The organism is Paenibacillus sp. MER 99-2, from assembly GCF_023714095.1.
In the GTDB taxonomy this organism is placed as follows: Bacteria; Bacillota; Bacilli; order Paenibacillales; family Paenibacillaceae; genus Paenibacillus.
The window spans coordinates 1,295,113-1,321,318 of sequence record NZ_JAMAUZ010000001.1 but is presented as its reverse complement, the minus strand read 5'-3'; the positions used below and the strand labels follow the sequence as shown (position 1 = coordinate 1,321,318).

Below are 26,206 nucleotides of genomic sequence, written 5' to 3'. Positions count from 1 at the left end.
TTACAATATACATCGCTAGAGTGCTATCGCTGATAAACTTAGGATATATAATAACGTATTAAGCCAATCTTGTTTTGAAATCCTGGTATCCGAACTCACGTACGATTTCGCAATCGCCATCTTTTCGTTTGACTGCAATAGCTGGCAGCGGCATGCCGTTGAACGTATTGGTTTTCACCATGGAGTAGATCGCCATGTCCTCGAATACGAGGCGGTCACCTTCTTGCAAAGGTTGATCGAATGAATAGTCTCCAATAACGTCACCAGATAGGCAGGTTTGTCCACCCAGACGATACAGATGCGCTTTCTCGCCTACTTCTCCCGAACCGATCAACGGCGGGCGATATGGCATTTCAAGTACATCTGGCATATGACAGGTAGCTGAAGTATCCAGGATGGCGATATCCATGCCGTTTTTGTGGAAGTCCAGCACAGAAGTAACCAGATAACCTGCATTTAGAGCAACGGCTTCCCCCGGCTCCAGGTATACTTCTAGATCATAATCGTTCTGCATACGCTTAATGCAAGCTTCCAATCTTGGAATGTCGTAGTCTCCACGCGTGATATGGTGTCCACCGCCGAAGTTAATCCATTCCATCTGTGGCAGCCATTGACCGAACTTTTCTACCACTGCGTTCAGTGTTGTCTCCAGATCATCGGAGTTTTGCTGACACAAAGTGTGGAAATGCAGTCCCGATACTCCTTCGAGCAGTTCTGCTCGGAAATCCTCTTGTTTAGCTCCAAAACGTGAACCCGGAGAACACGGATCATAGATCTCGTGTCCTTCTTGGGTTGAACATTCAGGGTTAATGCGCAAACCAACCTTGCGGCCAGCCTGAAGCGCCTTATCCTTAAATTTCGCAAGCTGCGAAAATGAGTTGAAAATGATGTGGTCACAGATCGAAATAATCTCGTCGATCTCTTCTGCACGGTAAGCTGGCGCGAAGACATGGTTTTCCTTACCCATTTCTTCGTGACCCAAACGTGCTTCATACAGTCCACTTGCTGTCGCACCACTCAGGTATTCTCCAATGAGAGGATACATCGCAGTCATGGAAAATGCCTTTTGTGCAAGCACAATTTTGGCACCTGTACGCTGCATAACCCCGTTCAGGATTTTCAGGTTTTTCTCAATTAGGCTCTCGTCAACAACAAAGCACGGCGTCGGTAATTGCTCAAACCGCATTTTAACGAACAAGCTCCGATTCTTTTGCTTCTTCTGGCAGCTCATCAACCAATACCGGGTTGAAGTCTTCTACCCATGGGAGACCCCATTTGTTCAGTTCTTCCATGAACGGATCTGGGTTGAACTCTTCTACGTTGAATACGCCTGGTTTATTCCATTTACCTGTCATAACCATTGCTGCACCGATCATTGCTGGAACGCCTGTTGTGTAAGAAATCGCTTGGGAACCAACTTCTTTGAAGCACTCTTGGTGGTCACAGATGTTGTACACATAGTACGTTTTGTCTTGACCATCTTTTTTACCTTTGAAAATACAACCGATGTTCGTTTTGCCCACTGTACGTGGTCCAAGAGATGCTGGATCTGGCAATACTGCTTTCAAGAATTGCAAAGGAATGATTTGTTTGCCTTCATATTCAATCGGTTCGATTGAAGTCATGCCTACATTTTCCAATGCTTTCAAGTGAGTCAGATAGCTTTGACCAAATGTCATGAAGAAACGGATACGTTTCAGACCAGGCATGTTTTTCGCCAAGGACTCCAACTCTTCATGGTACAACAGGTACATGTCTTTTTCGCCAACTTCTTTGAAGTCGTAGACACGCTTGATTTCCATTGGCTTCGTTTCGATCCATTCACCATTTTCCCAGTATCTTCCGTTAGCTGAAACTTCACGGATGTTGATCTCAGGGTTGAAGTTTGTTGCGAACGGGTAACCATGGTCACCGCCATTGCAGTCAAGAATGTCGATGTATTCGATCTCGTCGAAATAGTGTTTCAGGGCATATGCAGAGAATACGCCAGTTACGCCAGGGTCAAATCCGCTTCCAAGCAGTGCAGTGATGCCTGCTTTTTCAAAGCGCTCTTTGTAATCCCATTGCCAGCTATATTCGAATTTTGCTGTATCTTCTGGCTCATAGTTCGCTGTATCCATGTAGTTTGTTTTCGTTGCAAGACAAGCATCCATGATCGTCAGATCCTGATATGGCAAAGCCAAATTCATGACGATATCCGGTTTAACTTCGTTGATCAGCGCGATCAACTCGTCAACATTGTCCGCATCGACTTGTGCTGTTGTAATTTTTGTTTTGCCGCCGTCCAGCTTCGCTTTAAGTTCGTCACATTTGGATTTTGTACGACTCGCGATACAGATCTCCTCAAAAACTTCGCTATTTTGAACGCATTTGTGTACTGCCACAGAAGCAACGCCGCCGGCGCCGATGATTAGTGCTTTTCCCATTTTTCATTCTCCTATCCCCATATGTAGGTTTGTTTTTTTTGTACGATTCCATGCCATCACAGATTGTATTGTTTCATTATGCAACGTTCACCCGCTACTGATACAATAAAAAAAGCAAGGTGAAAAATGCCGCATATTTGCGCATCATCACACTTGCTTGTTGATATACATCATAAATAAGACGTGAAGTCTCCTTGACCAAAAAAATTCACAAGAACTCCTTTGGCGGAAAGCTCCTTCATGTATATCAATATTGGATCAGAGTCTATATAGCAAATAATTCGCCTTTACCACTCTTATTGACCGTTTCACAAGTTGATGTGCAATTGCACTGGTTGTAAAGTAACCAACTTATAAAATTTGAGCTTTGAACTCAATCAATAAGGCAACATAAGTTGCCAATCGGCGTTTGACCCGGCTGTCCGTATGGCCTTAACTTCCTGGTGGAAGTGGTCAAATTTATCTGCTGGAAAGCTCTAATTCATATTGATAAATCAACTTTCCAAAATCACAGGTATTACACTATCAGACGTTTCCGAAAAAATCAAGGCATAATTTAAAATTAATTTGGAGAGGCCATTAAACTATACATGGAATTGGTAACCCTCGAATACTTTCAGCCCTTCACGATTGAGTAATTCCTTTACAACCTCAGGTTGTTGCGGACTTTTCTCGAACACTTCTTCACAAGAGATCATAATGTTACTGCCAGCAATTTCTGCCAATTGATCATGGGATACACTGTACACAAGTCTACCCAGATTAGACCATACCATCGCTCCGGAACACATTACGCATGGTTCGCAACTCGTATACAAAGTGTATTCGCTTAAGTCAAATACGTGATGCTCTGAACAAAATTTTCGTATAAGTCCAATTTCGGCGTGATGGGTCGGATCACAAAACGTATTAATTTTATTTTCACCAATCATGACGATTTCTTCTTCCTTAACCAGAATTGCGCCAAAAGGTTCGTTTCCCTCTTGACGGGCTTGTTGTGCAATCTCAATAGCTTTATGCATAAAATATTCATCTTTTCTCATCTAACTAACCTCCAGAACATTAATAATCCAACATTTAAAGTAAGCTTACGCAGCATCCATTTTTACAACATCTGCCGAATACTCCTATTCTAACATGAAAACCGATATACGCATGACCGACATCCTTTAAAATTCAGGTGAGAGCCGTTCATACAAAGGATTCACTTGTAAATCGTCTCTGTTTCGACTCTATTCGATGATTCCAATCCACAGAATGATATCTGCCCTGTATCCACTCCTGTTAAGCCAAATCTACCTTCCGCATCTTAATCATGTGAACCCGAACAAGTCATATATGGTACGAATATTAATAAGGTAAGGTTGGATATTCATTCATTGCTTTATAAACCTTCCCCTTTAATATAATCGTTCACTGACATGACTGAAATCCCCATATAAATTACAAACATTATAGAAAATGGATTTTAAATCCGCCATTTGAATCACCTTTAAATTTGCTCATTGAGTAAATTTGCACATTGTGCAAGTTGTTGTTATGATAATTTCACATCATTACTTCTCTGCCCTATATTCTCGTGAGACTAAATTTTATTAGACATAAGGGGGAATTCTATTTACACGTTAAACAAAATAACTAATTCCACCAGCATCGCTGGAGATGGAGATGAACGCATAGCGACTGCTCATGATTAAACGAAATTTAAGACATCTAAAAAAAGAAGCGACCGAAAAGGCGCTTGCCAGCATTGCATTTGAACTTACACTGGAGCATGGGCTTGATGGTTTTACTGTCGAAGATATTGTGCAAAAAGCGGGGTATTCTCGCAGAACATTTGCCAATTATTTCACTTGTAAGGAAGAAGCTGTTGCCAGAGGAGCTACATCGGTTCAGAATACGGCTGAACTAGAGCATTTGCTCACCGAACTGCCCGAGCACGCTTCTCTGCTCGATGTCCTCTACCAATTAATTAAAATGCAGCTCACTACAGAGCTAATAGGAAGATTGCATCAACTCTTAGTATTGTCGAAGACCTATCCCGTGCTGGAGCCACATTACCTCGGGGCAATGCACCAGATGCAGACACAAGCTCAAGAAACGCTGCTGGATCTGTCTGATGGAAAGTACGATGAAATCTATACTTATCTTCTACTTAACTCGATCTATGGGACAATACTTCCATTAATTGATGGAAGGCTCAACGTGTTATTGCCAGGTCAAGTTGCTACACATGATACCAGAGAAGGTGCAATCACGTTCGACCAGTTTTTAGAAACTGTTTTTGATCATTTGCGAAAAGGATTCTAGCCTCCCATCATTCATATGCATCTATTCAAAGGAGTGTAAAAGAGAGAAATGTCTACGTTATTATACAAATTGGGAAAAACCGCTTTTCGCAAACCGGGATACTTCATTATTGGCTGGGTACTGATTCTGGGCATTGTCATTTCGATGATCAGCATCAATGGTGTACATATCAGCTCTGAAATGAAAATCGAAGGTACAGAGTCACAGAAAGTGTTGGATCAATTAGCAGAAGAACTGCCAGCCGCATCTGGTGGTCAAGGTAGTGTCGTTTTCAAGGCACCTGATAACGAACGTTTGGATACACCTGAACGTCTTGGTGCGATTATGAAAGGTGTCAGCGAGGTGTACGGGTTAGAGCAAGTCATTAATCCCGCCGATTATGCAGCAGAAGCAAGCAGTGCCGGTGCGTCTGCAGACATGTCTCAAATGTCTCAGGCTGCTGGTGCAGCAGCACAATCCGGAAATACAACACCACCTCCATACGGACCATTGATGGTAGAAGGTGTTCCTGTTCCCGGTGTATTAATCTCTTCGGACGGCAGCATCGCTCTATTCCAGTTCCAATTCACGATTGAGCAATCTGCTATCACACAGGATGTATTCGACTCAGTAATTCAATCCGTTATGAAGGTTGAGCAAGGAACCAATATCACCGTACTGCCGGGTGAAACACTCAAAACGGTATCAATCGGCGTCGGCTCTGCTGAGATTGTCGGATTGGTTATCGCTGTTATTGTTCTGTTAATCACGCTGGGTTCCGTTGTTGCCGCGGGGTTACCTCTGATTACAGCTCTTCTTGGGGTTGCGATCGGGGTCGGCGGAGCATTCTCAATCTCCAAATTTATCGAAATGCCTAGTGTCACTTCCGTTCTGGCGCTTATGGTTGGCCTGGCGGTCGGCATCGATTACGCTCTGTTCATTGTCAATCGCCAGCGCCGAATGATTATTGATCAGCGCTTGAGCGCACAAGAAGCAACGGCAAGAGCAATTGGTACATCAGGCAGCGCCGTATTCTTTGCTGGCTTAACGGTTATCATTGCACTCTGCGGTATGCTCGTTATCGGGCTTGCCTTCTTATCCACGATGGCTCTTGTTGCGGCTGCGACCGTGCTTATTAACGTATTTGTTGCGTTGACCCTATTGCCGGCTCTACTGGGGCTTGTCGGAGAACGCATCTGTTCGACTAAAGCTCGTGAGAAGGGTACGCAATCATCCAAAACGTCTAATCACGGAATTGCTGACAGATGGGTTAAATTTGTTATTAAGAATCGTTGGGCTGCTATTATTGCCATCGTTGTTATTCTGGGCTTTGCCGCTACACCAATCACCAAAATGGAAATGGGCATCCCGGGAGCATCCTCGGCAAATCTGGACACAACAGCAAGACAGAGTTATGATGCCATCTCTGAAGGGTTCGGAGAAGGATTCAACGGCCCGCTTATTTTGGTCGCAGAACCTAACAACTCTTCAGCTCAGGTCACCCCTGAACTAGTAGGCGGCCTGATGATGGGTCTGCAAAGTCAGGATAATGTTGCACAGGTCACGCCGCTTGGCATGACAGAAGATCTGGCGATATTTAGTCTCATTCCGAAGACAGGTCCGAACGATGTGACCACCAAAGACCTAGTCAATGATCTACGCTCTGCCGATGCCAGTTTTGCACAGCAGAATGACGTTAAAATTGGAGTTACAGGTCTGACAGCGGTCAACATTGATATGTCGGCCAAACTGGCACAGGTATTCCCTATTTATGTAGGTATTATTATTCTACTCTCACTCATTATTCTATTGCTTGTATTCCGTTCCATTATCGTTCCGATCAAAGCAACAATTGGCTTCCTGCTTAGTATCCTGGCTACTTTCGGGATTACAACCGCGGTGTTCCAATGGGGCTGGCTGCATTCGCTCTTTGGCTTCGATACGGGCGGTCCGTTGCTAAGCTTCATGCCGATTATCGTAACCGGTATTTTGTATGGTCTAGCGATGGACTATCAAGTGTTCCTTGTCAGCTCGATGCGCGAATCGTATGTACATGGTCACAGAGGACGCGAATCAGTTGTTCATGGATACAATCAGGTCAGTCGCGTTGTTGTAGCGGCAGCGGTGATCATGGTTTCAGTGTTCGCAGGGTTCATCTTCACTGATGATGTCATGATCAAGCAGATTGGTTTTACGTTGGCCGTAGGTATCCTTATTGATGCCTTCATCATTCGTATGGGACTTGTTCCTGCCACTATGGCGATCTTCGGCGACAAAGCCTGGACACTTCCTAAATGGCTGGACCGCATCCTGCCGAATCTGGATGTTGAGGGTGAGAAGCTGATTGCATCACTGAATGGGAGCGATCAAGCACCTTCTAATTCTGGATCAAAAAATAAATAAATGATTAGTAGACTTAGCTAATCATCATATGCCTAATACGAAGACCTCCTCTGATGAATTCATTGGAGGTCTTTTTTTTATTTTACATACTCGCCAATCCATTGATCTAAGCAATGATGTCTTGGATATTCTGATCATAGCCCAGAGACTGGCACGAAGACACAAAGCTTGAAAATAATTTTTGACTATACCCATCTACACTGAAACTGTATTCTGGATGCCACTGAACAGCCATAACAAATGTACGATCTGGCATCACTACGGCTTCCACTAGACCATCCTCGGCAACAGCGACTGCCGTTAATTGATCAGCTAAAACTTTGATTCCTTGATGATGATAACTATTCACTTTAATCGTGTTGGTCTGAACAATATCGTGAAGTAAATTGTTATTAACAATATGTACATCATGGACAAGATTCGTATACGGCGGATTTTGCTTGTGCTGAACTGGTGTGGCTACCTGAAATCCGGTAGGAATGTCCTGAATCAAAGACCCACCCAACATGACGTTAAATAGCTGCAATCCACGGCAAATCCCGAAGGCTGGTTTATCCAGTTCAACGACCTTTTGAAAAAGAAGTGCCTCCATTCGATCCCGTTCATAACATAGCTCCCCGCACGTATCCTCCACCTTTTCATGATAGAGCTCTGGATTGAGATCATGTCCGCCGGTAAACAAAAATCCGTCAAACTCATGAGCCAACCGCATCATAATTTCGGGGTTAGTCGTCAGAGGTAACATAATTGGAATTCCGCCCGCACTCTCTATGGCATACATATAATCTGGTAACATCCAATAACTTTTTTTATTTGAATCATATAACGGCAGAACACCGATGATTGGCTTTTTCATTGACTTTACCTCCTCATGTCATAGAACTTCCGATTGGAATCAGGAGATCTTTTTATCATTCTATCAAATCTGCTTACATACAAGCTCACCAAAAGATTGTATTTTTTTACTATATCTCAGCTACATGGGAATGCACTAGTTAATATAGAACAACAGAAAACCATACACCTTCGCTAACAGCAGCAAAATTGTATGGTATCTCTTAAATCCTATTCCGTTATTCATTTAGTAAAATCATTCAATCTAATTAGGCAGTCCATTAGGCTGCATTCGTCGCCATTTCTCCATCTGGCTTCAATTGAATCGAACGCTGGCATACCTTCGTAATTACAAAAGCCGATAATGCCAACACCACGGCAACCGGGGGAACCCAGTTTACACCACCCATATTAACCGCAAGCCCACCGATCCCGGAGCCGAGCGCAATACCTAGGTTTGCCGATACAGGCAGTAAGGTGGATGCAAAGGCTTTGGATTTTGGCGCAACTACGCCAGATACATCAAACAGGTACAATTGGGAAGCCGCACTTAAGGAGGATGACAGACATCCGATCAGGAATAAAAAGGTCAGCCCAAGCCATAGATTCGATACCGCTAAACTCAACCCCACGAAGATGACGGCTTGAATAACAAAAAGCCACTTGAGCTTGGATAAGAAATCGCCTTTGGCAATTTTCGCTCCGATCCAGTTACTCAAAATACTACAAGCTCCATAGATCAGGAGCACACCGCTGATCCAACGTGCAGGTACGCCCATAGACTGACCCAATAATGGAGTAATGTACGTAAATGTCACGAAGATACAGCTATTACCTAGTACTGGAATCAAGCAGGCCAGCAGGATACGAGGTTTCATAAACAACACCATTTGATCACTGAATGAACTGGTAATCGTTGTCGTTTGCCGCGGAAGAATACGGAACATCAGTATGAACGGTATCACACCAATCCCAGCGGTTACTACAAAGGTCATCCACCAGTTCAGATGCTGTCCGATGAATGTCCCCAGTGGCACGCCAAGCACGTTAGCAATAGAAAATCCACCCAGGATCCAAGCAATCGCCTCGCCCCTTCTTTCCTGCTGAACTGCATCGCTAGCAATGGAGATCGACAGCGAAACGGTGAGCCCACAAGCGACCGCTGATACAATACGAATTGCCATCAATGAATAGAATGTTGTAGAGAACACCGTCAACAGGTTCAACACAAGCACAATACCAAAACCAATCAGAATGGAGCTTCTGCGTGACAGTTTGGACAAGGATGCAACCGCAAATGGTGTTCCGATAGCGTAGGCAATCGCGAAGCCAGACACAAGCGCACCCGCTGCGGCCAACGATACCTTCATCGCATGCTCTATTTCTTTTAATACTCCTACGATGACATATTCCGTCGTGCCTAATACAAAGCTCACTAGCGTAAGCGTTAATATAAGTAAAGTTTCTCTATTTCTAGTCATGAATAAGCCCTCACTATTCCTCTCTATTGTTGCGATTGTTGCGAACCTTTCTATGTCTCTAATATTTATTTGATGTCATGCAATATGCTTTCCCTTCCCCTCAGTTCGATATATAGTACATATGAATAGTCAAATTGTACTGTCAGATGAGGTTAAGCGACAATCAAGGTTGTTGTGGTCTTATTCATAAACATGATATATGTTGTCATTTGATTCACAGATGCACTGAAGGGAAGACATTGCTAAATGAATACACACTTCGAATCCGCCCAACGATATGATGATCAAGAATGTACTATTATTTACGTAGGTAAGCTTGCGGGTAATCCCCATTGGAGCTTTCCAACCCATAAGCATGACGATCTACATGAAATTATTTATGTCATTGATGGCAAAGGCTCGTTTACAATCAACGGCACGAAGCATTCGGCTCAACAAGGCGATCTGCTTGTCTATAACAAAGGAACGTTACACGAGGAGAAATCTGATCCTGAGTTCCCGTTATCCACCTATTATTGCGGCTTTCGTTTCCACGAAGGGATGCATCCTGACAGAGATTGGGTTGTTCCACCAGGCAGCGAGCCTGTCATTCGATCGAACCGCTATTCAGAGGAACTTTGTTCGTTAATGCAGACGATGTTTAATGAGTTTTCAATCCGTGAAGACGGGTATGAATATATTTCTCATCATGTTCTAAAAGCCATACTCGTCATTATTCATCGGATGTCCCACCATCAACGCACGGCGAGCGAAATTGTGCTAAGCAATAATCTTGCGGAGAGAATCAAAGACTATTTGGATACCAACTACAGGCAACCCATTAAGCTAAAAGAGCTTGCAGATCATTTTCACATTGACTTCTATTATCTGATTCATATGTATTCCAAACACTATGGTACGTCTCCTTATCATTACTTGATCCAGCGTAGGATGGGAGAAGCTACCCGGTTATTAGTCTCTACCAAGAAAAAGGTATGGGAAATTGCCAAGCTCGTTGGCTACGATAACCCGAACTACTTCACGATTCTTTTCACCAAAACAGTTGGTGAGTCTCCCCGTAGCTTCCGAAAACAAAATCAAAAGGATATGTTCGTCGAGAATTAATCCACATAACGTAAAAACAAAAATAACAGGTAGCCATTCTGAGCTGGCTATCTGTTATAGACAGGCTTTCGTAGGCATGAGCGACGTTTCAATTCCTATCAAAGAAGCTAAAAAAGCCGCCAATCGGCGACTTTTCGAACTATTCACTTGGTATGATGTTACATGTTACACCAGATATGATATCCGTATTTCCATAAAGCGTTTAAACGGAAATGAGACCATGCTTCACAAAACTTTTGTACAGCCCATCATTCTCTAGATCGTCTGTAATATCGTCAGCGACCTCTTTCAAGCCAGGCTTGACATTGCCCATCGCGATTCCCAATTTGCAAAATTCCAGCATCTCGACATCATTCATCCCGTCTCCGATCCCAATCGTATGCTCCACGGGCAAATCAAGATGCTTTAGTACGTCTGCAATCGCAACTGCCTTGTGAATGCCAGGGAGCATTAATTCCCCACTATCTTCCCCGAAGATCGGCACCGTGCACTGGATAGCTTGAAATTTCCCTTCAAACCGTTGCTTAATCGTTGCAAATGGAAGCTTGCTCTCTAGGAAGCATACTTTGTTGACATCCTCTTTGGTCCATTCCGTTTCCCCATAAGTGAGTTGAGTGATAAACGGATGTGGTGATGCTTCCATTTGTTGCCGTGCTGCAGGATCATTCTCTATGTCTCCATACATCAATCTCTCCAGATGAGGCTTCAGATTAGGACTTGCATACAACGCCGAGTTAGATTCAAGATAGAAGTTAATGTCATGCTCATTGAAGAATTGAACCATGTCGAGTACATCTTCAGGAAGCACTTTTTTATGATAGAGAGTCTCTCCATTCACTTCCACATAACCGCCACCTGCACCGATTAGCCCATCGAATCCCAGATTCCAGATCTCATCATATATTTCCGCCTTCGAACGGCCTGTACATAGGAACAATAAATGACCATTCTCTCGCGCCAAACGACAAGCAGTTTGAGCAGACTCCGGTACACTGCCATCATCCCTCACAAGTGTTCCGTCGATATCGATAAAAATAATTCTACGTTGATCCTGACTCATGTTCTTACTTCCCCCTCATGAAAAGCTATATGTGTTGGAGCGCACTCCTACGTTAAATCTATTTCATGAGTTGAGTGTATCGGCTGTAACGGGTTACAAGTCAAGCTTTAGTTCGTCTAGCTCACTAACTTCAATCCTACTGCGGAGCCGAGCACCATCGTAATAAATACAATTCTTAGTGCATTTCGGGGTTCTCCATAAAAAATCATGCCTAAAATTGCTCCGCCAGAGGCGCCAATTCCCGTCCACACAGCATAAGCCGTTCCCATAGGAAGAGTCTCCATCGCTAGAGATAAGAACCAGAAACTCAGGCCAAACCCTGCGATTAGCAAAATCAATGAAACCAAATTCCGGTCTTGGTGCAGCTTATTGATCATAAACACGCCGACCATCTCAAATATCCCGGCCATAATTAGAAAAATCCAGCTCATTCATGATGCACCTCCTTTGTTTTCTCTTTACTTAACATTTTAAGACCAACCACACCAAGCAAAAGCAGTCCAATGAGCAACATTTTTCCCGTCTGCACGGTCGCACCAAATAGAATAATCTCTGCAAGCACAGTACCTGCTGTACCAAGACCAACAAATACGGCGTATACCGTGCCGACGTCTAGTGAACGCGAAGCTGCAATCATCAACGTAAAACTCACAATAATTGCAATCAGGGTTATCCCCCATTCCAACACTCCACAGGCATGCTTCAAGCCAATCACCCAGCCCACCTCAAAAATTGCCGCTACGATCATCGATAACCAGGTTTTGTTCATTCTTTCCACACTCCTTCTTGAAAAAGTTGCTTATTACCATAGAATTACATGCAATCAAAACAAAAAAAGCCCAGGAAACAAACTGCAATTACGCAGTTTATCTCCCAGGCTTTTATCCTTCCGTGACACAACCGAATGGCCGTGAGTTTTCTCTCGGACCAGACCGACACTTCTGTCGCGGAACCCTAGAAAACATTCATGTAATTCTATTGTCCAACCAATTATACACATTATTTACTTAATTGCAATCAAGACTTATTCAGTAATCCATTCTAAAAATTCAAGCCGATTATCAAACGGATCTTATTCTTAAAATGTAAGGTTGACTATAGGGTTGAGGATTGGTTTCTTTTTCTCTAGTGCAGGAGCGGAAATATTAACAGCAACGGTGAGCAGAAGCTAAGTACGATTGTGTTTACTATTATGAATTTTTCATATATTGAAACATTACTATAATAATTTTTCGTTAGCTAAAGATTCTAGTGTTGTTGTTGTTGAGTTACTGTTGTTGTTGTTGTTGTAACTGAGTTGCTGTTCAGTGTGCTAACTGATGGTTGCTGTTAATTCGCTTCTCTATGCTTCCTGAACTTCTAATGGATGCACTTTGTTGTGAATTTTTCATATGTTGAAACTATGAAATGTCGTCCACCAGCTGAATTCCATCAAATTTCTCTATCATCGGATAGAGATCAAGAAACGCAAAAAAAGGCCGCCATCGGCGGCCTTTTCAACTTATATTAAGAGCATGCTGGCTCAACAACATTTTCACACAATATATTACACATTGGAAGATTCTTTATTTTTCAAAAAAATTATTGCCTCTTATATTTGCCCTGTCCAATCAGGTCTTGCAATCTTCTTCCAATGCGCTCTAATCTCTTCATATATGTCTTGTGGCAATACGCCTTTGGATACCAGATCCGCATTTTGCTGCCAACGATTTGGCTTAGAGGTGCCAACAATTGCTGTATCCACACCTTCTGTGCTCAATGTGAAGCGTAAAGCCGTTTCAACAGCTTTCTGCACGTCAGTATCTCTGAGAAATGCATAGTCTAGTTCCTTCAAGCGCTTCCAATATACATAAGAGTAATCCTTTTCCGGAAGCGTCTCATGTGTCCATGCTGCGTTCGCGATCGGTCTTTTGGCGATGATCCCCATGTTTCTTTTACGTGCCTCGGGTAATGTCAACTCAATCGCTTCTTGATCAGCAATATTTAGAGATGTCTCCAAGCTGTCAAATGCCCCAGTTTCTATGGCGTACCGCGCATCCTTCGTATCCCCGCTATATCCAATAAATCTGGTTTTCCCTGCTTCTTTCGCACGTTGAAGAACTTCTATAACTGCCCCTTGCCGAAGTACTTCTTCCGAACAGCTATGTAGATGAATGACATCCACATAGTCAGTTTTCAGGCGTTTCAGACTCCGATCAATGGTTTGCTCCAGCACTTTGGCATCCCAATTCGGTCCTTCTATACCAGCAGCATGTCCACATTTGGTAAACAGATAATAGTCATCGCGCCGGTGCGACAGCACCTCACCAATTAATGCCTCACTATCCCCATAACATTCAGCCGTATCAATGATGTTAAGTCCTGCATCTAACGCACTGTTCAACAATGTCGCTACATCTTCCTTGGAAACGTTCTGTCCAATCTCAGCTCCACCAAATCCAAGTGTACTTACTTGCATACCTGTATTCCCATATTCACGTCGTTCCATGGATGATTTCTCCTTCCAAACTTCGTAATATCGTTAATGAAGACAAGCCTAACCAGAACTATTACCCATTCCAGCTGATTCTAAAACCCATAAATAGACATTCCACCGTCAATTAAGAGCTTTTCGGTCAGTGTCCAGATGAAATTCCGGCTTGTTTATTTTATACACTCCTTATCTACCTCGCAATATGTAGTATCTACTTCAATTATCCATTAAGTCACGAAATATTGACTGGGGTTACCAAGCTCCGGATGGAACTTTTCTCGGAAACGCCCACCGGTATAGGCTCCAATAACTTTACGCCAGAAAGCCTGAGCGACTACGTTATTCCGTACCTGAGTAACCTTCCAACGACCAGGAAACCGTTCGAACAACTCATGCGCCGCTTGTGTTCCCACCCCGCTTCGCCGATATTTTTGCATCACAAAAAATTCAGTTAAGTAATAATCATTGTCAATACTCCCAGGTTCCAAGCGCTCTACCAAAGCGAATCCAGCTGGGGCTCCATCACTCGTTATCAAGAATGGGAATTTGCGCCCTTCTTCTGTCCAGAATGCATCCAGTCCAGGGTATTCTGGAAATACACCATTATGATCTACATCAATATTAAGATATTTGGTGAAATCATATAGATAGAATTGCATTAAATGCCGAATCACCTGACGACGTTCCCAGGGAACCAGCTCCAGTTTCATATTCATCCGGTTCATCTCCCCTGCTCTACGTTCTATTGCTCTACTTATTACTTTAAAGGTTTGATCGCCGAAGGGCAAGAATGAGGAACCAGCCTACACTACGTTCGTGAACAGGCTGTGACCATGTAAATTATGGTACACTTAAGCATAGACTATCTTGAGAAATGCTTTATCTTGGAGGTGCCAACATTGACTAATGTTCAAAAAGAAATTGACCGACGCAAACTGGATGAGAAGCTACCTACCATGCCCTGGTTTGTTCAGCAATTCATTGACTATAAACTACCAGATCTCTCTCCCTCCACCTTGCTGGAGTATCTGCGAGACTATGATACGTTCTTTAGCTGGCTCCGTGCGGAAGGCTTGTCTGCAGCTAGCACCAACACAGAGGTTACTTTGTTAGAGCTAGAAGTGCTCCGAATGGATTCCGTAACCGCTTATCGGTTGTTCCTTACAACCAAGCGTGAGGGAGCTAATTCCAGAATTACGGTATCCCGAAAATTATCATCCCTACGTTCACTCTTTCACTACTTAAGCCAAATTGCCGAAGATGAAGATTTCTACCCCCTGCTCAAACGCAACATTATGGCCAAAATTGAAATTAAACGCACACATAAACCAAAGGATACTGCCGCCAAGCTAAAAGGTAAAATTCTCGAAGATGAAGAATTGCTGGAATTCATCGGATACATTTTGGAAGGTTATGCGGTGGATGTGGAGAAGAATAAACAAGCGCTATACTCACATGAGCTGAACAAAGAACGAGATGCCTGTATTGCCAGCCTCATCTTGAACTCAGGCTTGCGGGTATCCGAAATAGTTAATCTGAACTTGGATGATCTTGATCTAAATAACAAGCTGTTATATGTTTACCGCAAAGGTAACAATGACGAAACGTACAAGACTCCTGTCTACTTCAGAGAACAGGCCAAAGATGAGCTTGCCATCTATACCAACCTTAGACAGACAAGGTACCGTACACCGAAACGGGAAAAGGCTTTGTTCATTGCTCTACGCAATGGGGAATCTGAGGGAAGTCGAATGACGAAGCGCGCGATACAAGCGATGATTATGAAATACGCTAAGCGGTTTGGCAAACCTTATTTGACCGTACATAAGCTACGCCATTCCTTTGCCACCGATTATTATTTGCAGAATGATATATACAAAACAAAAGAACAACTTGGGCATGCTTCTACTGAGACCACTGAAATTTATGCCCATCTCACCGACAAAACGATGTCCGAAGCGATTGAACGTCGTAGTGAAGGCACCGGGTCTTAAACTAGCATGATCTATGGCAAAATAATAATAGAGCGATTGATCCCAAGATCTCAATTCTTAGGATCGATTGCTCTATTATTTTTGCATATTAGAGCCTATACAACACTTCCAAATCTAACTCAACACGGTCGAACTTAGATCCCCTCTATACGTTGCACAAGCCAGTTCCCGATATGCTCTGTCTCCTGTATATCGTGCCAAACTAACTGCTCACAGGTAACATCTTCACGTCCCATTAGGGGTACCCTTGTCACCACAGCTAAGATTCCCTGTAATTGTTCGTACAATGAGAGATCTTCTGTTTCTCGGATCATCAGAAGCTTGGGATATGCAGCTTGTTTGTGGCCTTCAATCAGAATCCAGTCATATTCGGATAGATATTCAATCATGTCACGAAGCTCTGTAGCTCGTTGTTCAATGATCGCCGTCCGCGTGGCAGACATGACAACGATAGCCGAAGCTCCGTTCGAAGTGAAGTTAAATGAATCCGTTCCCTCATGATCCATCTGAAAGTGATCATGTCCATCATGTTTAATGACAGCGACACGCCGTCCAAGAAGAGTCAGTTGTTTAGTCAACGCCGCCGTTAGCGTACTTTTACCTGAGTTTTTATATCCCACGATCTGTACAATATGAGGCTTGTTTGTTTGGATATCTGACATATCCTATCTCACAAGACCTGTAGGGAGCTTAAGAATCCGCACAAGCTCACCCGCAGGAACGCCCTTCTTATCTGGCGGAATAATAATTAAACATTCACTATCCTTGATTGTGATCATCACACTAGATTCATCAACCCGTGCTGCTGCCGGCAATGCGTGAACTTCACCATTCCGAACTTCTATTCGTCCCCGCACAAAACGGGTATAGTTATTTACCTTCGTATACCCTTCATCCAAGATCGCTGTCCATTCTTGCAAATAAGGATGAGGATCATTCTGCATCATACGAAGTGTAGGCCGCACAAATAAGTTAAATCCGACAAAACATGCTCCGGGATTGCCTGATAATGCAAATAGGTTTTTCTGATCCACGATGGCTGCGGTTGTAACACTGCCTGGTCTCATGGTTACTTTGTTAAATAGCATTTCCATGTCGTCTTCACGAACCAGATCTCCCATAATATCATAGTCACCTACAGACACGCCGCCTGTTGTAACCACTATATCGTTGTGCTTAACTGCTTCTGCGAGTGTCTTACGTGCGGTTTCAATATCATCTGCAATGGAGCCATACATGATGGGCTCACCACCTGCCTCAACAACGAGTGAACGCAGTAAATAACTATTACTGTTACGGATTCGTCCAGGCTGCAATGGCTCGTCCAATGCTAGTAATTCTGTCCCTGTTGCGAAGATTGCCACCTTCGGACGTCGAAATACAGGCACTTCAGCTACACCAAATGTAGCCAATACGGATTGTTCACCTGCTTGGATCAGCGTACCTGTATCCAACAGCAACTGGCCTTCTTCTACTTCTAGACCAATTGGCGTAATATTAGCCTTTGCCTGCACATGACGTTTCAAGCCAATCCATTGCTCGCCATTCTCTGTTTTGCTCTCGGTCATCTCAAGCATAACAACAGCGTCTGCGCCTTCTGGTACCTGTGCACCGGTCATAATTCGTGCCGTTGTACCTGATGTTATCGTCTGATCCGATGTATACCCACAAGGAATTTCATCTACAACACGAAGCCAGATTTGCTGTTCACTGCTAGCATGCAGCGTGTCGCTGCTTACAATAGCATAGCCGTCCATTCCTGATCTGCGGAAGAATGGATACGGATGTGGTGCAACGATCTTCTCTGCAAGCGTGCGTCCATGTGCCGATTCTAATGACACTTTCTCTACGGTGCCTGGTCTTACATGGGCAGCAATTCTAGCTTGAGCATCGGGAACCTGTACAGCCGTTCGATTGAATTTAGCATTTGTCATATCATCAGTATGCGGGTTTAATTTCAATGCAGTCGAGCCTCCTAATGAGCAATCTCTATGACTAAAAGTGTAGCTTGAAAGTCATAAGGTGACAAGCGTTATCCCTATTCTGTAACGGATATAACATGATTTGTTCATGGATTGACCATAATATGCTGAAGAAATGGAGGAATTCCATGTGAATGATCGATGTGAATTATGTGGTAGAGAGCCTGTGGAGACAACCGTACATCATCTTACGCCCAAGCAGATGGGTGGCAGTTTGATGCCTACCGCGAACCTGTGTATTGCTTGCCACAAACAAATTCATTCCCTCTACACGAACCGCGATATTATGACACTGGGATTAACTACGCTTCAGGCCCTTCGAGAGCATGAACGTATGGCTCCTTTTATTCGCTGGATTCGCAAACAACCCGCAACAACGATCCCACGAATTCGCAAATCAAATCATGTTCGTAAATCCTGAAACAATAAAAAAAGAACAGCGTCCGAGGTTAATTGTTATAGTGGATTATATTTCTACTCCACTTACCTCTTCGCTGTTCTTTTTATGAACTACAATGTAATAATTAGAAAAGTCATTGCTATCTTCGCCTCATGATTCGGCCTCCGCCCACCCTCGTTTTTGGCTTTTTGTAAGAGCTTTTGGGTGAGTCGAATAATCCGCCACTTTTACCGCGATCAATCTTACCTGAACTTGGTTCCTTCTTACGACTAAACAAACCTCCACCAGAACCTACACTGGTATCCGTATCGCCTCCACGCCTAGTAATTGAACCTTTGCGATCCACGGTAATCGGTGGAGCAAGCTTTTTGTCATTACTTGTAGGAGCGCGATATGTACCTCCGCTTGGTTTGTACGTATCTTTGTTTGTATATCCACGATATTTCCCGTTTCCGCCACCACCAAAGGAATCAAACAAATTTCCGATTAACGTAGCGGTTAAATATCCCTGTAAAAAGGAAGAATCGTAGTTCTGACGAACGTATTCTTTGGAATCGACTTCAATTAACGTGTCTTCCGCTTTATCGGGATCCTGCTGTAAATGGTAATATTGATCCTGATACACCAGGAACATCCGCTCGGTACTCTCAGCCGAAATCTGATCTGGCTGACGCTGCTCAGACAATTCCTGGGCAACCTCTGGAACGGTACGCTCAGCAGCCCGGTATACATAGGATGTGGTGTTACCGCTACCACTCACAGATTCAAGTGGATAGGTGTCCTGTACGGTTGGTGCACCGCATGCGGACAACAGTGACATCACAAGGCTAAGAACAAACATTAATTTTAAACCATGTGCCATGCGTTTTTTCATGGGAACCTCTCCTAGCTCGAACGAATCACTTTGATATCCGCAGGAAGGATAACCTCACCCTCATAAAGTGTAAAACGTCTGTCTTGCCACTCCACACGAAGTAGCTTGTGATCATCAGACTGATACTGCCACACGAGCTGCTCTCCTGCCTGACCATACGGTGTTCTGCCTGCAGTCGTCACCATACCTCCATATTCTTCCTCCAGGTGGTATGCGCGTCCATCTAGATCTAATAAGGTTGGCACCTCATCAGGCGTATCTAAACGACCATCAATAGGTGTGTAGAGAGCATAACGCGTCAATTCACGTTCTTCAATGTGCAAATGTCTGAAAGCTGTACCATCCTGCAATGTTAATACGACAGCATTTCTTGAACGATGATGTACCCGCCCAACAACCTCATATGTTACAAGAGAGACTTCACAGATATCACCAGGTGCAAGCTGTAACATCGTCTTCTCTGCCCGAGGCGGTTCGGGTTTAGCTAGTATTCCTTTAATCCGTTTCCATACACTCATGCCCATTAACTCCCGTTCTATATCTTCTAGAGGTTGGTTAACTCTCCATTTATAAGCAAGCTGCAATGATTAATGCGCCTACAATATGCAATGCACCTGAGAAGAGACCGTATCCCGTCTTCCCTTGCTGAATCCCTGTATCCAGATCTAGATTGGCTCTTGTACGGATAACATAATGCACGCCGTTCTCCAGAATGAGCAAAATAATAAAGGAAACAACAGATACGAGCAAAGCCTCACCAAGATGTCCTGCGGTCGAGATTGAGGTCGCAAGTACATAACCTTGGGCAAAAAGCTTCATAACCATCCGGGTGGTTACAGCCATATTACCTGCTTTTACTTCAGCAAAATCCTTGTATTTCGTAAACAATGAATCCACATACATCAAGACAAACAGCAAAACCGAACCCGATAACGTCCAGACCAGCATTGCCAAAATGTTCAAATCCATTTCAACAGCCCCCAAATTTCAACATGAACCGCATTTAAAAGCGAAGAAGAAACACATGTCTCTTCTCCGCTAGTTTTCTTACTTCATCACAACCGTTAGTTCTTGTTCTCGTACTGCTTCATCAATGCAGCTAGTTCATCTTCAACCGCCTGATCTTTACCAAGCTTCTCGAATTCATCATCCAGGGATTTTCCTTTGGAGGACATTTCGTTGCTTGCTTCAGCTTGTGCTTCCATTTGCATCATTTTTTCTTCCATACGCTTCATTCCAGCGCTTGCTGTGTCGGAACTGAATCCATTTAGAGCTTTGTTGATTTCAGTTTGAGCCTTCGCTGCGTTATAACGAGCAACCAACGTCTCACGTTTGTTTTTCATCTCAGTTAACTGCTTGCGCATCTCGTCTAACTTACCACGCAGATTGTCAGCGGAAGCTTTGTTCTGATCATAGCTTGTTTTGTATTCAGCCATTTTTTCTTCAGCTGTTTTCTTCTCTTCAAGCGCTCGGCGAGCCAAGTCCATATTTTGTGCACGTGCTGCAGTATGCGCTTGCTCTTCGCGTTTCTTCACTAAAGCTTCTTGCTCTTCATATAGCTGCTTGAACTTCTTCTCAATGGCAATCTGTGCTGCTACAGCCTTCTCTGCATCTTGCAAATCCTCTTGCATATCACGGATATACTGATCTGTCATTTTAATTGGATCTTCTGCCTTATCAATGATGGAGTTAATATTGGACATCGTTAGATCTCGTAAACGTTTGAAAATGGACATTATGTTATTCCTCCTAGTCGATATTACATCCTTGTATATAATCATACATACGTGATAATCCTCAACCCGTTTCAATTTTAGCAAAAAAAATCATAACAAACTTCTTCACCATGTAAAATTATTCATTCACTTCATCTTTTATTTGCAGATGTTCATCAATGAGTCTCTCTGCAGTCTGCACGATTTCATCAATCTGCATGCGTGTAATCGCATCAAAATGAATGCCCATTATGACCGTCACCGTAACCTTCAACTGATGTGCCGCCTTGCGTGCAAGCCTCTCACATAGCTCCTGCTCCTTATGTCCTGGAACATGAACCGTAGCCCCACTAAGCCGCTCGTGATCTACATAATACGTTGCTACAGCGCCTATATGTGCGTCGCCACCTGTTACCAAGAATACTTTGTCGTGTCCCACTTCTAGAACTTGTAATCGAATGGTACTCAAATCATATTTACTCATGCTAATCCACCTATCCTTTTCTCTATCTCATGTTATGGTCCGAATTATGAACAAGATTAGAGTCACTGACAATGAAACATCTCACATGTCGAATAAATCAAGATTATATCGGGCATACCATAGAGAACGCATTTTGGGAAAAGGGGGCTGCTATTATGCGTATTCGCCTCATCGCATTATCATTTATCACGCTACTACTGAGCGGAATTTTCGCACCTGCTCATTTGTCAGCTCAACCGAACCAAGCTAGTACACCTGTCGACGCACAGGGCGATGAGCAACTCACACTAGGTCAACTTAGACAGAAATATTCAGATACGTTCAAGACAAATGGACCTTCCACGAAACAGGTTGCGCTGACTTTTGATGATGTTCCTGATCCAAGATTCACACCACAAGTACTGGATATTCTGAAGAAATATAAGGTCAAGGCGACTTTTTTTATTGTAGGCAAGCGAGCGGAAAAACATCCGGCTCTGGTTAAACGCATGGTTCGTGAAGGTCATATCATTGGTAACCACAGCTATAGTCACCCTGAATTCAGTAAGCTGACGATGAATGATTTTCGCAAACAAATTTTACATACCGGGGATATCATTCGCAATCTGACCGGGTACACGCCAAAAATGATTCGTCCGCCTTACGGGGACATTAATGAAAAACAACTCCAGTGGGCTCAAAAGCAGCAGTATAGCATTGTGAACTGGAACGTGGATTCACTCGATTGGAAAGGTCTTTCCAAAGACAAAGTGAAGCAGAACATCTTATCCGCGGTTAAACCCGGGTCAATCATTCTTCAACATGCAGGTGGTGGAGTAGGCTCTAATCTGCAAGGTACAATTGATGCGTTACCAGAAATCATTGAGGAACTGCGAAGTCGAGGGTATAGTCTTGTAACATTGGACGAAATGTTAAACATCTCGAAGAGTAAGTGAATTAAGTATTAACGTTTTGCAAGATCACTTCGATAATGAACTTTCGGTAAACACAAATGATGAATAACTGCATCTGCATCGTCTGATCCAAGGTTTAACTAAAAAAGGGCGTCCTCTACTCACATCAGACTGTGAATGGAAGACACCCTTTTTGATTACGCCTAGATTACTGGTACATATGTTATTTTAAAATGTAAAGCTCTACATCCTGAAAACCAAATGTGCTCACGGATTGTTTACTACCAGGAATGAAAATATCAACGCGTTTGCCTTTGATCGCACCACCTGTATCTCGCGCCGTAGCTACAAACGCTTGTTTCGGCAGTCCTGGGTGTGTGTGACCTGTCACAAGAACTTTCGTTCCCAGCGGGATCACACTTGGATCTACAGCGATTGTACCCAGCTCAAGCGGATTACCGAAGTAGTCCACTGCACCCCATTTGCCATTCTCCGATGGATCTGCTGAATAGGCAGTTGCCTTCATTTCAATCGTTTTACTGTAATCAAAAGTTTTGCCCCATGCTTCGACCACTTTGCTGTCTGCATTGACGTCCAGACTCGCTGTGGTGATCGTTTTAGCCTCTGCTTTGGCTGCTGGAGCGGCTGCCGCTGAGACGGTGTTGGCTTGTCCAGGTACAGTAATTTTTAGCCCACCATAGATGTTATAAGGTGAAATATTCGCATTTGCTTTAATGAGTGCTTCCATACCTACACCATACTGTTTGGATAAGGTATAGAAAGTATCCCCCTCTTTGGCCACATGAACAGAGTCAGCGTAAGCTGGAACGGCCTGAATGAGCATAGCTGCTGTCAGCAATGCTGTTGCTGCTTTTGCAATACGTTTCTTGTTAAACATGGTCTTCCTCCCTCATTATGCCTGCGAGGTTAGTTGTCGGATTCGGATGGAGGAAACCACCCTATAGGTTCAATCACATGCACTTTATCGTTATGTACGCCCTAATTCACCCCAAGCAGTACGTGATCATCAATCGTCGTATCTGCATCGTTACATCCCCCGCACTTCCTCCTCAGAAGTTTCGGCAGGAACAATATATCACAATATTGTAACCTAAAGTTGTAGTAAATCTTACCAGTACGTTTGCATTATCGAGATTTTGGTTAATAAAAGGAGCTTTTTCCGTACCTTTATTAGCTTATTTCTAACGAATAAATGACAAAAAAGTTACCTTTCATTTCATAAATCTTCTCGCTTATGACTCCCAAAAGAACAAATAAAACAGCCCTGTCAACGATGATGTCGACAAGGCCATTTTGTACTTTTAGTTTAAAAGGTGGTTCAAAAAGTCCGCTTTTGATTACGAAGGATGCCCTGAGGCATCTCAACGTCGAATATGGAATTCAGCCGAAATGTCCGTTGCTCACGTAGTTTTTCCTACGTTCCGCAACTCCATTTCTACCTTTATACCTTCGCAGCTTAGAACATGGTCTTATAACACTTTGGCAAGAAAATCACGTGTACGTGCATTTTTAGGTGCACCAAACACTTCATCAGGTGTTCCTTGCTCGATAATCACGCCGCCATCCATAAACAAAATCCGGTCTCCTACTTCACGAGCGAAGCCCATCTCATGTGTTACAATGACCATCGTCATCCCATTCTCTGCTAAACGTTTCATGACATCAAGCACCTCTCCAACCATCTCTGGATCGAGTGCTGAAGTTGGCTCGTCAAATAACATTACGTGTGGCTGCATCGCGAGTGCTCTCGCAATCGCAATACGTTGTTTTTGTCCACCGGACAACTGGTTAGGGTAAGCATCTTTTTTGTCAGACAACCCAACCGTTTTAAGCAAACCTGCGGCAATCTGATCTGCTTCCTGCACAGATTGTTTCTTTACTTTGATTGGAGCAATCGTGATGTTTTGCTGGATCGTTTTGTGAGGAAATAAGTTGAAATGCTGAAACACCATCCCCATCTTCTCACGCGTAGCATTGATGTTATGCTTCGGTTCTGTAATTGAGACACCTTCGAATAGGATCTCGCCTGACGTCGGCTGCTCAAGCAGGTTCAGACAACGCAAAAACGTACTTTTACCCGAACCTGACGGTCCGATGACAACGACAACCTCGCCTTTGCCAATGGTTACATCTATGCCCTTTAACACTTCATTTTTTCCATAGGATTTATATAATTGACTAACGTCGATCACTTGCATTCAACTTCCTTTCCAGTCGTCCCAGCAGCTTGGACAATATGAAGGTCATTACAAAATAAATGGCTGCTGCAATAAGGAATGGATTCATTCCTTGGTACGTAATATTTTTGACCACACTTGCCTGATACATAATGTCGACCATACCAATCACTGAGATAATGGAGGACTCTTTAATAATCGTTACGAACTCATTACCAATTGCAGGCAAGACAGCCTTGAACGCTTGTGGCAATATAATGTAGCGCATCGCTGCACCTCTACCCATTCCAAGTGAACGAGCAGCTTCTAATTGACCACGATCCACACCTTGAACACCTGCACGGAATATCTCCGCAAGGTAAGCACCACTATTAATGGAAAGTGTAATTACACCGGCTTGTAGCGCTGAGAAGTTAATTCCAAAGGTTAAAGACAATCCATAGTAGATGATCATCAATTGCACCAGCATTGGCGTACCGCGAATAAGTTCAACATACGCTGTACCGATCCAACGCAGAATAGCCATATCATGCATCCGGAACATACAGATAATCAAACCGATGATTACCCCGAATAATACACCGAGTGCAGATAACAAGAGGGTGTAACCTATACCTGTAGCGTAGAAGCTTTTGTATTCCCAGAATACTTGGAAAATATTTTTGGTATCTTTACCCGCCATCAATTGGCTTGCTTCCGTTACCATTTCTTCAATTCTATTTTCGCTCTTAAGACGTTCCAACGTGCTATTTACCGCATTCAGCAATTCTGTATTGCCTTTGCGAATCCCGATCGCAGCCTCGACCTGCTCTTCGTCCACCACAATCGGAGCAAGCCCAATGACATCATCCAGATAACCAGCAGCTACGGTATCTTCTACAATCGCTGCATTTACACGCTTGGTCTGCAACTGCAGAACGATATCGGAGATTTTATCCAATGCCGTTAATTTGGCACCTGAGATCCCCTGTCCAATGGTTTCCTGAATGGACCCCTTTTGAACCCCGATTTTCTCATTTTGCAGATCCGCCATCGTTTGATATTTATTTGTATCCTCGGTGCGAATCATAATAACTTGTTTCGATTTATAATACGTATCAGAGAAATCGATGCTTTTCTTACGCTCATCCGTTGGTGTCATGCCTGAGATAACTAAGTCCACACGACCACTTTGGAGTGCCGGAAGAAGTCCGTCGAATCCCATATCCTCAATGACAAGCTCTGCTCCTAGATCAGCAGCGATTTCTTTTGCGATTTCAATATCAAATCCAACAATTTCATCTTTTCCATTAATCACTTTATGGAATTCATATGGCGCGAAGTCGGCGCTTGTGCCGAGCACCAATTTTTTACCGCCTGAACTGTCCGTAGTGCCGCTTGCGAGTGCCGCTGGTACAGCAACCGTCAACATCAGCACAAAAGTCAGCAGCATCATGGTATAACGACTAATCAATTTCAACCCTGTTCTCCCCTTACAATACTTTGTATACGACTTTGTCCATGTTTTTACTTCACTCGATATAATGTGCTTCTAAATAGCTACCCATAAAAATGATGCCTAAGCCTCATATCGATGCCTGAGTCATTATAAAGTAC

The 26,206-nt window shown here is 43.5% G+C and carries 26 protein-coding genes and 2 riboswitches; of the genes, 6 read left to right on the top strand and 20 right to left on the bottom strand.

Translation table 11 applies throughout. The features are described 5' to 3' along the window. Positions 1-58: 58 nt before the first annotated feature. From nspC to M3636_RS06000, 3 genes are all read right to left on the bottom strand, one after another. Positions 59-1,186 (bottom strand): carboxynorspermidine decarboxylase, encoded by a 1,128-nt coding sequence (gene nspC, locus M3636_RS06010; protein WP_251381546.1) that lies wholly within the window; start codon positions 1,184-1,186, stop codon positions 59-61. 1 nt (position 1,187) lies between these two features. Further along, positions 1,188-2,426: a saccharopine dehydrogenase family protein gene (locus tag M3636_RS06005; RefSeq protein WP_145410912.1), complete on the bottom strand. Its 1,239-nt coding sequence runs from the start codon at positions 2,424-2,426 to the stop codon at positions 1,188-1,190. A 584-nt stretch (positions 2,427-3,010) separates the two neighbouring features. Next, the gene (locus M3636_RS06000) at positions 3,011-3,469 is read right to left on the bottom strand and encodes a nucleoside deaminase (RefSeq protein WP_251381545.1); all 459 of its coding nucleotides are present in this window, start codon (positions 3,467-3,469) and stop codon (positions 3,011-3,013) included. Between the two features lie 646 nt (positions 3,470-4,115). On the opposite strand from M3636_RS06000, the gene M3636_RS05995 reads away from it, so the two are divergent. Both M3636_RS05995 and M3636_RS05990 read left to right on the top strand, forming a co-directional pair. Continuing rightward, complete coding sequence (locus M3636_RS05995; protein ID WP_145410910.1) at positions 4,116-4,736, top strand: TetR/AcrR family transcriptional regulator; 621 nt, start codon at positions 4,116-4,118, stop codon at positions 4,734-4,736. Positions 4,737-4,784: 48 nt separating this feature from the next. Further along, a complete protein-coding gene (locus tag M3636_RS05990; RefSeq protein WP_251381544.1) occupies positions 4,785-7,118 on the top strand; it encodes an MMPL family transporter in 2,334 nt (777 codons plus the stop codon). A gap of 106 nt (positions 7,119-7,224) precedes the next feature. Here M3636_RS05990 and M3636_RS05985 read toward each other — a convergent pair whose 3' ends face one another. After that, complete coding sequence (locus M3636_RS05985; protein WP_251381543.1) at positions 7,225-7,974, bottom strand: gamma-glutamyl-gamma-aminobutyrate hydrolase family protein; 750 nt, start codon at positions 7,972-7,974, stop codon at positions 7,225-7,227. Positions 7,975-8,233: 259 nt separating this feature from the next. Continuing rightward, the gene (locus M3636_RS05980; RefSeq protein WP_251381542.1) at positions 8,234-9,433 is read right to left on the bottom strand and encodes an MFS transporter; all 1,200 of its coding nucleotides are present in this window, start codon (positions 9,431-9,433) and stop codon (positions 8,234-8,236) included. 246 nt (positions 9,434-9,679) lie between these two features. Between M3636_RS05980 and M3636_RS05975 the strand changes: the two genes are divergently transcribed. Continuing rightward, positions 9,680-10,537: an AraC family transcriptional regulator gene (locus tag M3636_RS05975; RefSeq protein WP_251381541.1), complete on the top strand. Its 858-nt coding sequence runs from the start codon at positions 9,680-9,682 to the stop codon at positions 10,535-10,537. Between the two features lie 202 nt (positions 10,538-10,739). Here M3636_RS05975 and M3636_RS05970 read toward each other — a convergent pair whose 3' ends face one another. From M3636_RS05970 to M3636_RS05950, 5 genes are all read right to left on the bottom strand, one after another. Further along, on the bottom strand, positions 10,740-11,597 hold the full coding sequence (locus M3636_RS05970) for a Cof-type HAD-IIB family hydrolase (RefSeq protein WP_251381540.1): 858 nt from the start codon (positions 11,595-11,597) through the stop codon (positions 10,740-10,742). A 116-nt stretch (positions 11,598-11,713) separates the two neighbouring features. After that, positions 11,714-12,028 carry a DMT family transporter gene (locus M3636_RS05965; protein WP_251381539.1) on the bottom strand — a complete coding sequence of 105 codons (315 nt, stop codon included), beginning with the start codon at positions 12,026-12,028 and terminating at the stop codon, positions 11,714-11,716. Continuing rightward, positions 12,025-12,366, bottom strand: coding sequence for a DMT family transporter (locus tag M3636_RS05960; RefSeq protein ID WP_251381538.1), 342 nt, complete (start codon positions 12,364-12,366; stop codon positions 12,025-12,027). Before M3636_RS05960 ends, M3636_RS05965 begins: the two co-directional genes overlap by 4 nt. A 99-nt stretch (positions 12,367-12,465) precedes the next feature. Continuing rightward, positions 12,466-12,566: riboswitch (guanidine-I (ykkC/yxkD leader) on the bottom strand. Positions 12,567-13,188: 622 nt separating this feature from the next. Next, positions 13,189-14,085, bottom strand: a complete 897-nt coding sequence (locus tag M3636_RS05955; protein ID WP_251381537.1) for an aldo/keto reductase — start codon at positions 14,083-14,085, stop codon at positions 13,189-13,191. Positions 14,086-14,297: 212 nt separating this feature from the next. Further along, positions 14,298-14,786: a GNAT family N-acetyltransferase gene (locus M3636_RS05950; RefSeq protein WP_128101781.1), complete on the bottom strand. Its 489-nt coding sequence runs from the start codon at positions 14,784-14,786 to the stop codon at positions 14,298-14,300. Positions 14,787-14,969: 183 nt separating this feature from the next. Between M3636_RS05950 and xerS the strand changes: the two genes are divergently transcribed. Further along, positions 14,970-16,064 (top strand): tyrosine recombinase XerS, encoded by a 1,095-nt coding sequence (gene xerS / locus M3636_RS05945; RefSeq protein WP_260866115.1) that lies wholly within the window; start codon positions 14,970-14,972, stop codon positions 16,062-16,064. A 134-nt stretch (positions 16,065-16,198) separates the two neighbouring features. Here the strand turns inward: xerS and mobB are convergent, their stop codons facing one another. Both mobB and M3636_RS05935 read right to left on the bottom strand, forming a co-directional pair. Further along, positions 16,199-16,726, bottom strand: coding sequence for a molybdopterin-guanine dinucleotide biosynthesis protein B (gene mobB, locus M3636_RS05940; RefSeq protein ID WP_251381536.1), 528 nt, complete (start codon positions 16,724-16,726; stop codon positions 16,199-16,201). 3 nt (positions 16,727-16,729) lie between these two features. Continuing rightward, entirely contained in the window at positions 16,730-17,998 is a 1,269-nt protein-coding gene (locus M3636_RS05935) for a molybdopterin molybdotransferase MoeA (RefSeq protein WP_251382495.1), read from the bottom strand. 163 nt (positions 17,999-18,161) lie between these two features. Here M3636_RS05935 and M3636_RS05930 point away from each other — a divergent pair, with 163 nt between their 5' ends. Continuing rightward, positions 18,162-18,467, top strand: a complete 306-nt coding sequence (locus M3636_RS05930) for an HNH endonuclease (protein WP_483311503.1) — start codon at positions 18,162-18,164, stop codon at positions 18,465-18,467. 118 nt (positions 18,468-18,585) lie between these two features. Here the strand turns inward: M3636_RS05930 and M3636_RS05925 are convergent, their stop codons facing one another. From M3636_RS05925 to lpdD, 5 genes are all read right to left on the bottom strand, one after another. After that, positions 18,586-19,320, bottom strand: a complete 735-nt coding sequence (locus M3636_RS05925) for a DUF4247 domain-containing protein (RefSeq protein ID WP_251381535.1) — start codon at positions 19,318-19,320, stop codon at positions 18,586-18,588. Positions 19,321-19,331: 11 nt separating this feature from the next. Further along, on the bottom strand, positions 19,332-19,838 hold the full coding sequence (locus tag M3636_RS05920; protein ID WP_128101776.1) for a DUF4178 domain-containing protein: 507 nt from the start codon (positions 19,836-19,838) through the stop codon (positions 19,332-19,334). A gap of 49 nt (positions 19,839-19,887) precedes the next feature. After that, positions 19,888-20,289, bottom strand: coding sequence for a DUF350 domain-containing protein (locus M3636_RS05915; protein ID WP_056690140.1), 402 nt, complete (start codon positions 20,287-20,289; stop codon positions 19,888-19,890). Positions 20,290-20,384: 95 nt separating this feature from the next. Continuing rightward, complete coding sequence (locus M3636_RS05910) at positions 20,385-21,056, bottom strand: PspA/IM30 family protein (RefSeq protein ID WP_128101775.1); 672 nt, start codon at positions 21,054-21,056, stop codon at positions 20,385-20,387. Positions 21,057-21,174: 118 nt separating this feature from the next. Continuing rightward, the gene (gene lpdD, locus M3636_RS05905) at positions 21,175-21,519 is read right to left on the bottom strand and encodes a prenylated flavin chaperone LpdD (protein ID WP_128101774.1); all 345 of its coding nucleotides are present in this window, start codon (positions 21,517-21,519) and stop codon (positions 21,175-21,177) included. A gap of 155 nt (positions 21,520-21,674) precedes the next feature. Between lpdD and M3636_RS05900 the strand changes: the two genes are divergently transcribed. Next, complete coding sequence (locus M3636_RS05900; RefSeq protein WP_128101773.1) at positions 21,675-22,454, top strand: polysaccharide deacetylase family protein; 780 nt, start codon at positions 21,675-21,677, stop codon at positions 22,452-22,454. A 181-nt stretch (positions 22,455-22,635) separates the two neighbouring features. Here the strand turns inward: M3636_RS05900 and M3636_RS05895 are convergent, their stop codons facing one another. The 3 genes from M3636_RS05895 to M3636_RS05885 all read right to left on the bottom strand — a co-directional run bounded on the left by M3636_RS05895 (position 22,636) and on the right by M3636_RS05885 (position 26,069). Beyond that, the gene (locus tag M3636_RS05895) at positions 22,636-23,310 is read right to left on the bottom strand and encodes a 3D domain-containing protein (protein WP_483311502.1); all 675 of its coding nucleotides are present in this window, start codon (positions 23,308-23,310) and stop codon (positions 22,636-22,638) included. Between the two features lie 2 nt (positions 23,311-23,312). Beyond that, positions 23,313-23,507: riboswitch (cyclic di-AMP (ydaO/yuaA leader) on the bottom strand. Between the two features lie 395 nt (positions 23,508-23,902). Beyond that, positions 23,903-24,625 carry an amino acid ABC transporter ATP-binding protein gene (locus M3636_RS05890; RefSeq protein ID WP_251381534.1) on the bottom strand — a complete coding sequence of 241 codons (723 nt, stop codon included), beginning with the start codon at positions 24,623-24,625 and terminating at the stop codon, positions 23,903-23,905. Then, complete coding sequence (locus tag M3636_RS05885) at positions 24,612-26,069, bottom strand: ABC transporter substrate-binding protein/permease (protein ID WP_251381533.1); 1,458 nt, start codon at positions 26,067-26,069, stop codon at positions 24,612-24,614. Before M3636_RS05885 ends, M3636_RS05890 begins: the two co-directional genes overlap by 14 nt. Positions 26,070-26,206 lie beyond the last annotated feature (137 nt).

What these genes read in the sequence shown, in the direction of transcription:
- nspC (WP_251381546.1), bottom strand. Translation starts at nt 1,186, where the DNA reads ATGCGGTTTGAGCAATTACCGACGCCGTGCTTTGTTGTTGACGAGAGC.
- M3636_RS06005 (WP_145410912.1), bottom strand. Translation starts at nt 2,426, where the DNA reads ATGGGAAAAGCACTAATCATCGGCGCCGGCGGCGTTGCTTCTGTGGCA.
- M3636_RS06000 (WP_251381545.1), bottom strand. Translation starts at nt 3,469, where the DNA reads ATGAGAAAAGATGAATATTTTATGCATAAAGCTATTGAGATTGCACAA.
- M3636_RS05995 (WP_145410910.1), top strand. Translation starts at nt 4,116, where the DNA reads ATGATTAAACGAAATTTAAGACATCTAAAAAAAGAAGCGACCGAAAAG.
- M3636_RS05990 (WP_251381544.1), top strand. Translation starts at nt 4,785, where the DNA reads ATGTCTACGTTATTATACAAATTGGGAAAAACCGCTTTTCGCAAACCG.
- M3636_RS05985 (WP_251381543.1), bottom strand. Translation starts at nt 7,974, where the DNA reads ATGAAAAAGCCAATCATCGGTGTTCTGCCGTTATATGATTCAAATAAA.
- M3636_RS05980 (WP_251381542.1), bottom strand. Translation starts at nt 9,433, where the DNA reads ATGACTAGAAATAGAGAAACTTTACTTATATTAACGCTTACGCTAGTG.
- M3636_RS05975 (WP_251381541.1), top strand. Translation starts at nt 9,680, where the DNA reads ATGAATACACACTTCGAATCCGCCCAACGATATGATGATCAAGAATGT.
- M3636_RS05970 (WP_251381540.1), bottom strand. Translation starts at nt 11,597, where the DNA reads ATGAGTCAGGATCAACGTAGAATTATTTTTATCGATATCGACGGAACA.
- M3636_RS05965 (WP_251381539.1), bottom strand. Translation starts at nt 12,028, where the DNA reads ATGAGCTGGATTTTTCTAATTATGGCCGGGATATTTGAGATGGTCGGC.
- M3636_RS05960 (WP_251381538.1), bottom strand. Translation starts at nt 12,366, where the DNA reads ATGAACAAAACCTGGTTATCGATGATCGTAGCGGCAATTTTTGAGGTG.
- M3636_RS05955 (WP_251381537.1), bottom strand. Translation starts at nt 14,085, where the DNA reads ATGGAACGACGTGAATATGGGAATACAGGTATGCAAGTAAGTACACTT.
- M3636_RS05950 (WP_128101781.1), bottom strand. Translation starts at nt 14,786, where the DNA reads ATGAATATGAAACTGGAGCTGGTTCCCTGGGAACGTCGTCAGGTGATT.
- mobB (WP_251381536.1), bottom strand. Translation starts at nt 16,726, where the DNA reads ATGTCAGATATCCAAACAAACAAGCCTCATATTGTACAGATCGTGGGA.
- M3636_RS05935 (WP_251382495.1), bottom strand. Translation starts at nt 17,998, where the DNA reads ATGACAAATGCTAAATTCAATCGAACGGCTGTACAGGTTCCCGATGCT.
- M3636_RS05930 (WP_483311503.1), top strand. Translation starts at nt 18,162, where the DNA reads ATGGAGGAATTCCATGTGAATGATCGATGTGAATTATGTGGTAGAGAG.
- M3636_RS05925 (WP_251381535.1), bottom strand. Translation starts at nt 19,320, where the DNA reads ATGAAAAAACGCATGGCACATGGTTTAAAATTAATGTTTGTTCTTAGC.
- M3636_RS05920 (WP_128101776.1), bottom strand. Translation starts at nt 19,838, where the DNA reads ATGAGTGTATGGAAACGGATTAAAGGAATACTAGCTAAACCCGAACCG.
- M3636_RS05915 (WP_056690140.1), bottom strand. Translation starts at nt 20,289, where the DNA reads ATGGATTTGAACATTTTGGCAATGCTGGTCTGGACGTTATCGGGTTCG.
- M3636_RS05910 (WP_128101775.1), bottom strand. Translation starts at nt 21,056, where the DNA reads ATGTCCATTTTCAAACGTTTACGAGATCTAACGATGTCCAATATTAAC.
- lpdD (WP_128101774.1), bottom strand. Translation starts at nt 21,519, where the DNA reads ATGAGTAAATATGATTTGAGTACCATTCGATTACAAGTTCTAGAAGTG.
- M3636_RS05900 (WP_128101773.1), top strand. Translation starts at nt 21,675, where the DNA reads ATGCGTATTCGCCTCATCGCATTATCATTTATCACGCTACTACTGAGC.
- M3636_RS05895 (WP_483311502.1), bottom strand. Translation starts at nt 23,310, where the DNA reads ATGTTTAACAAGAAACGTATTGCAAAAGCAGCAACAGCATTGCTGACA.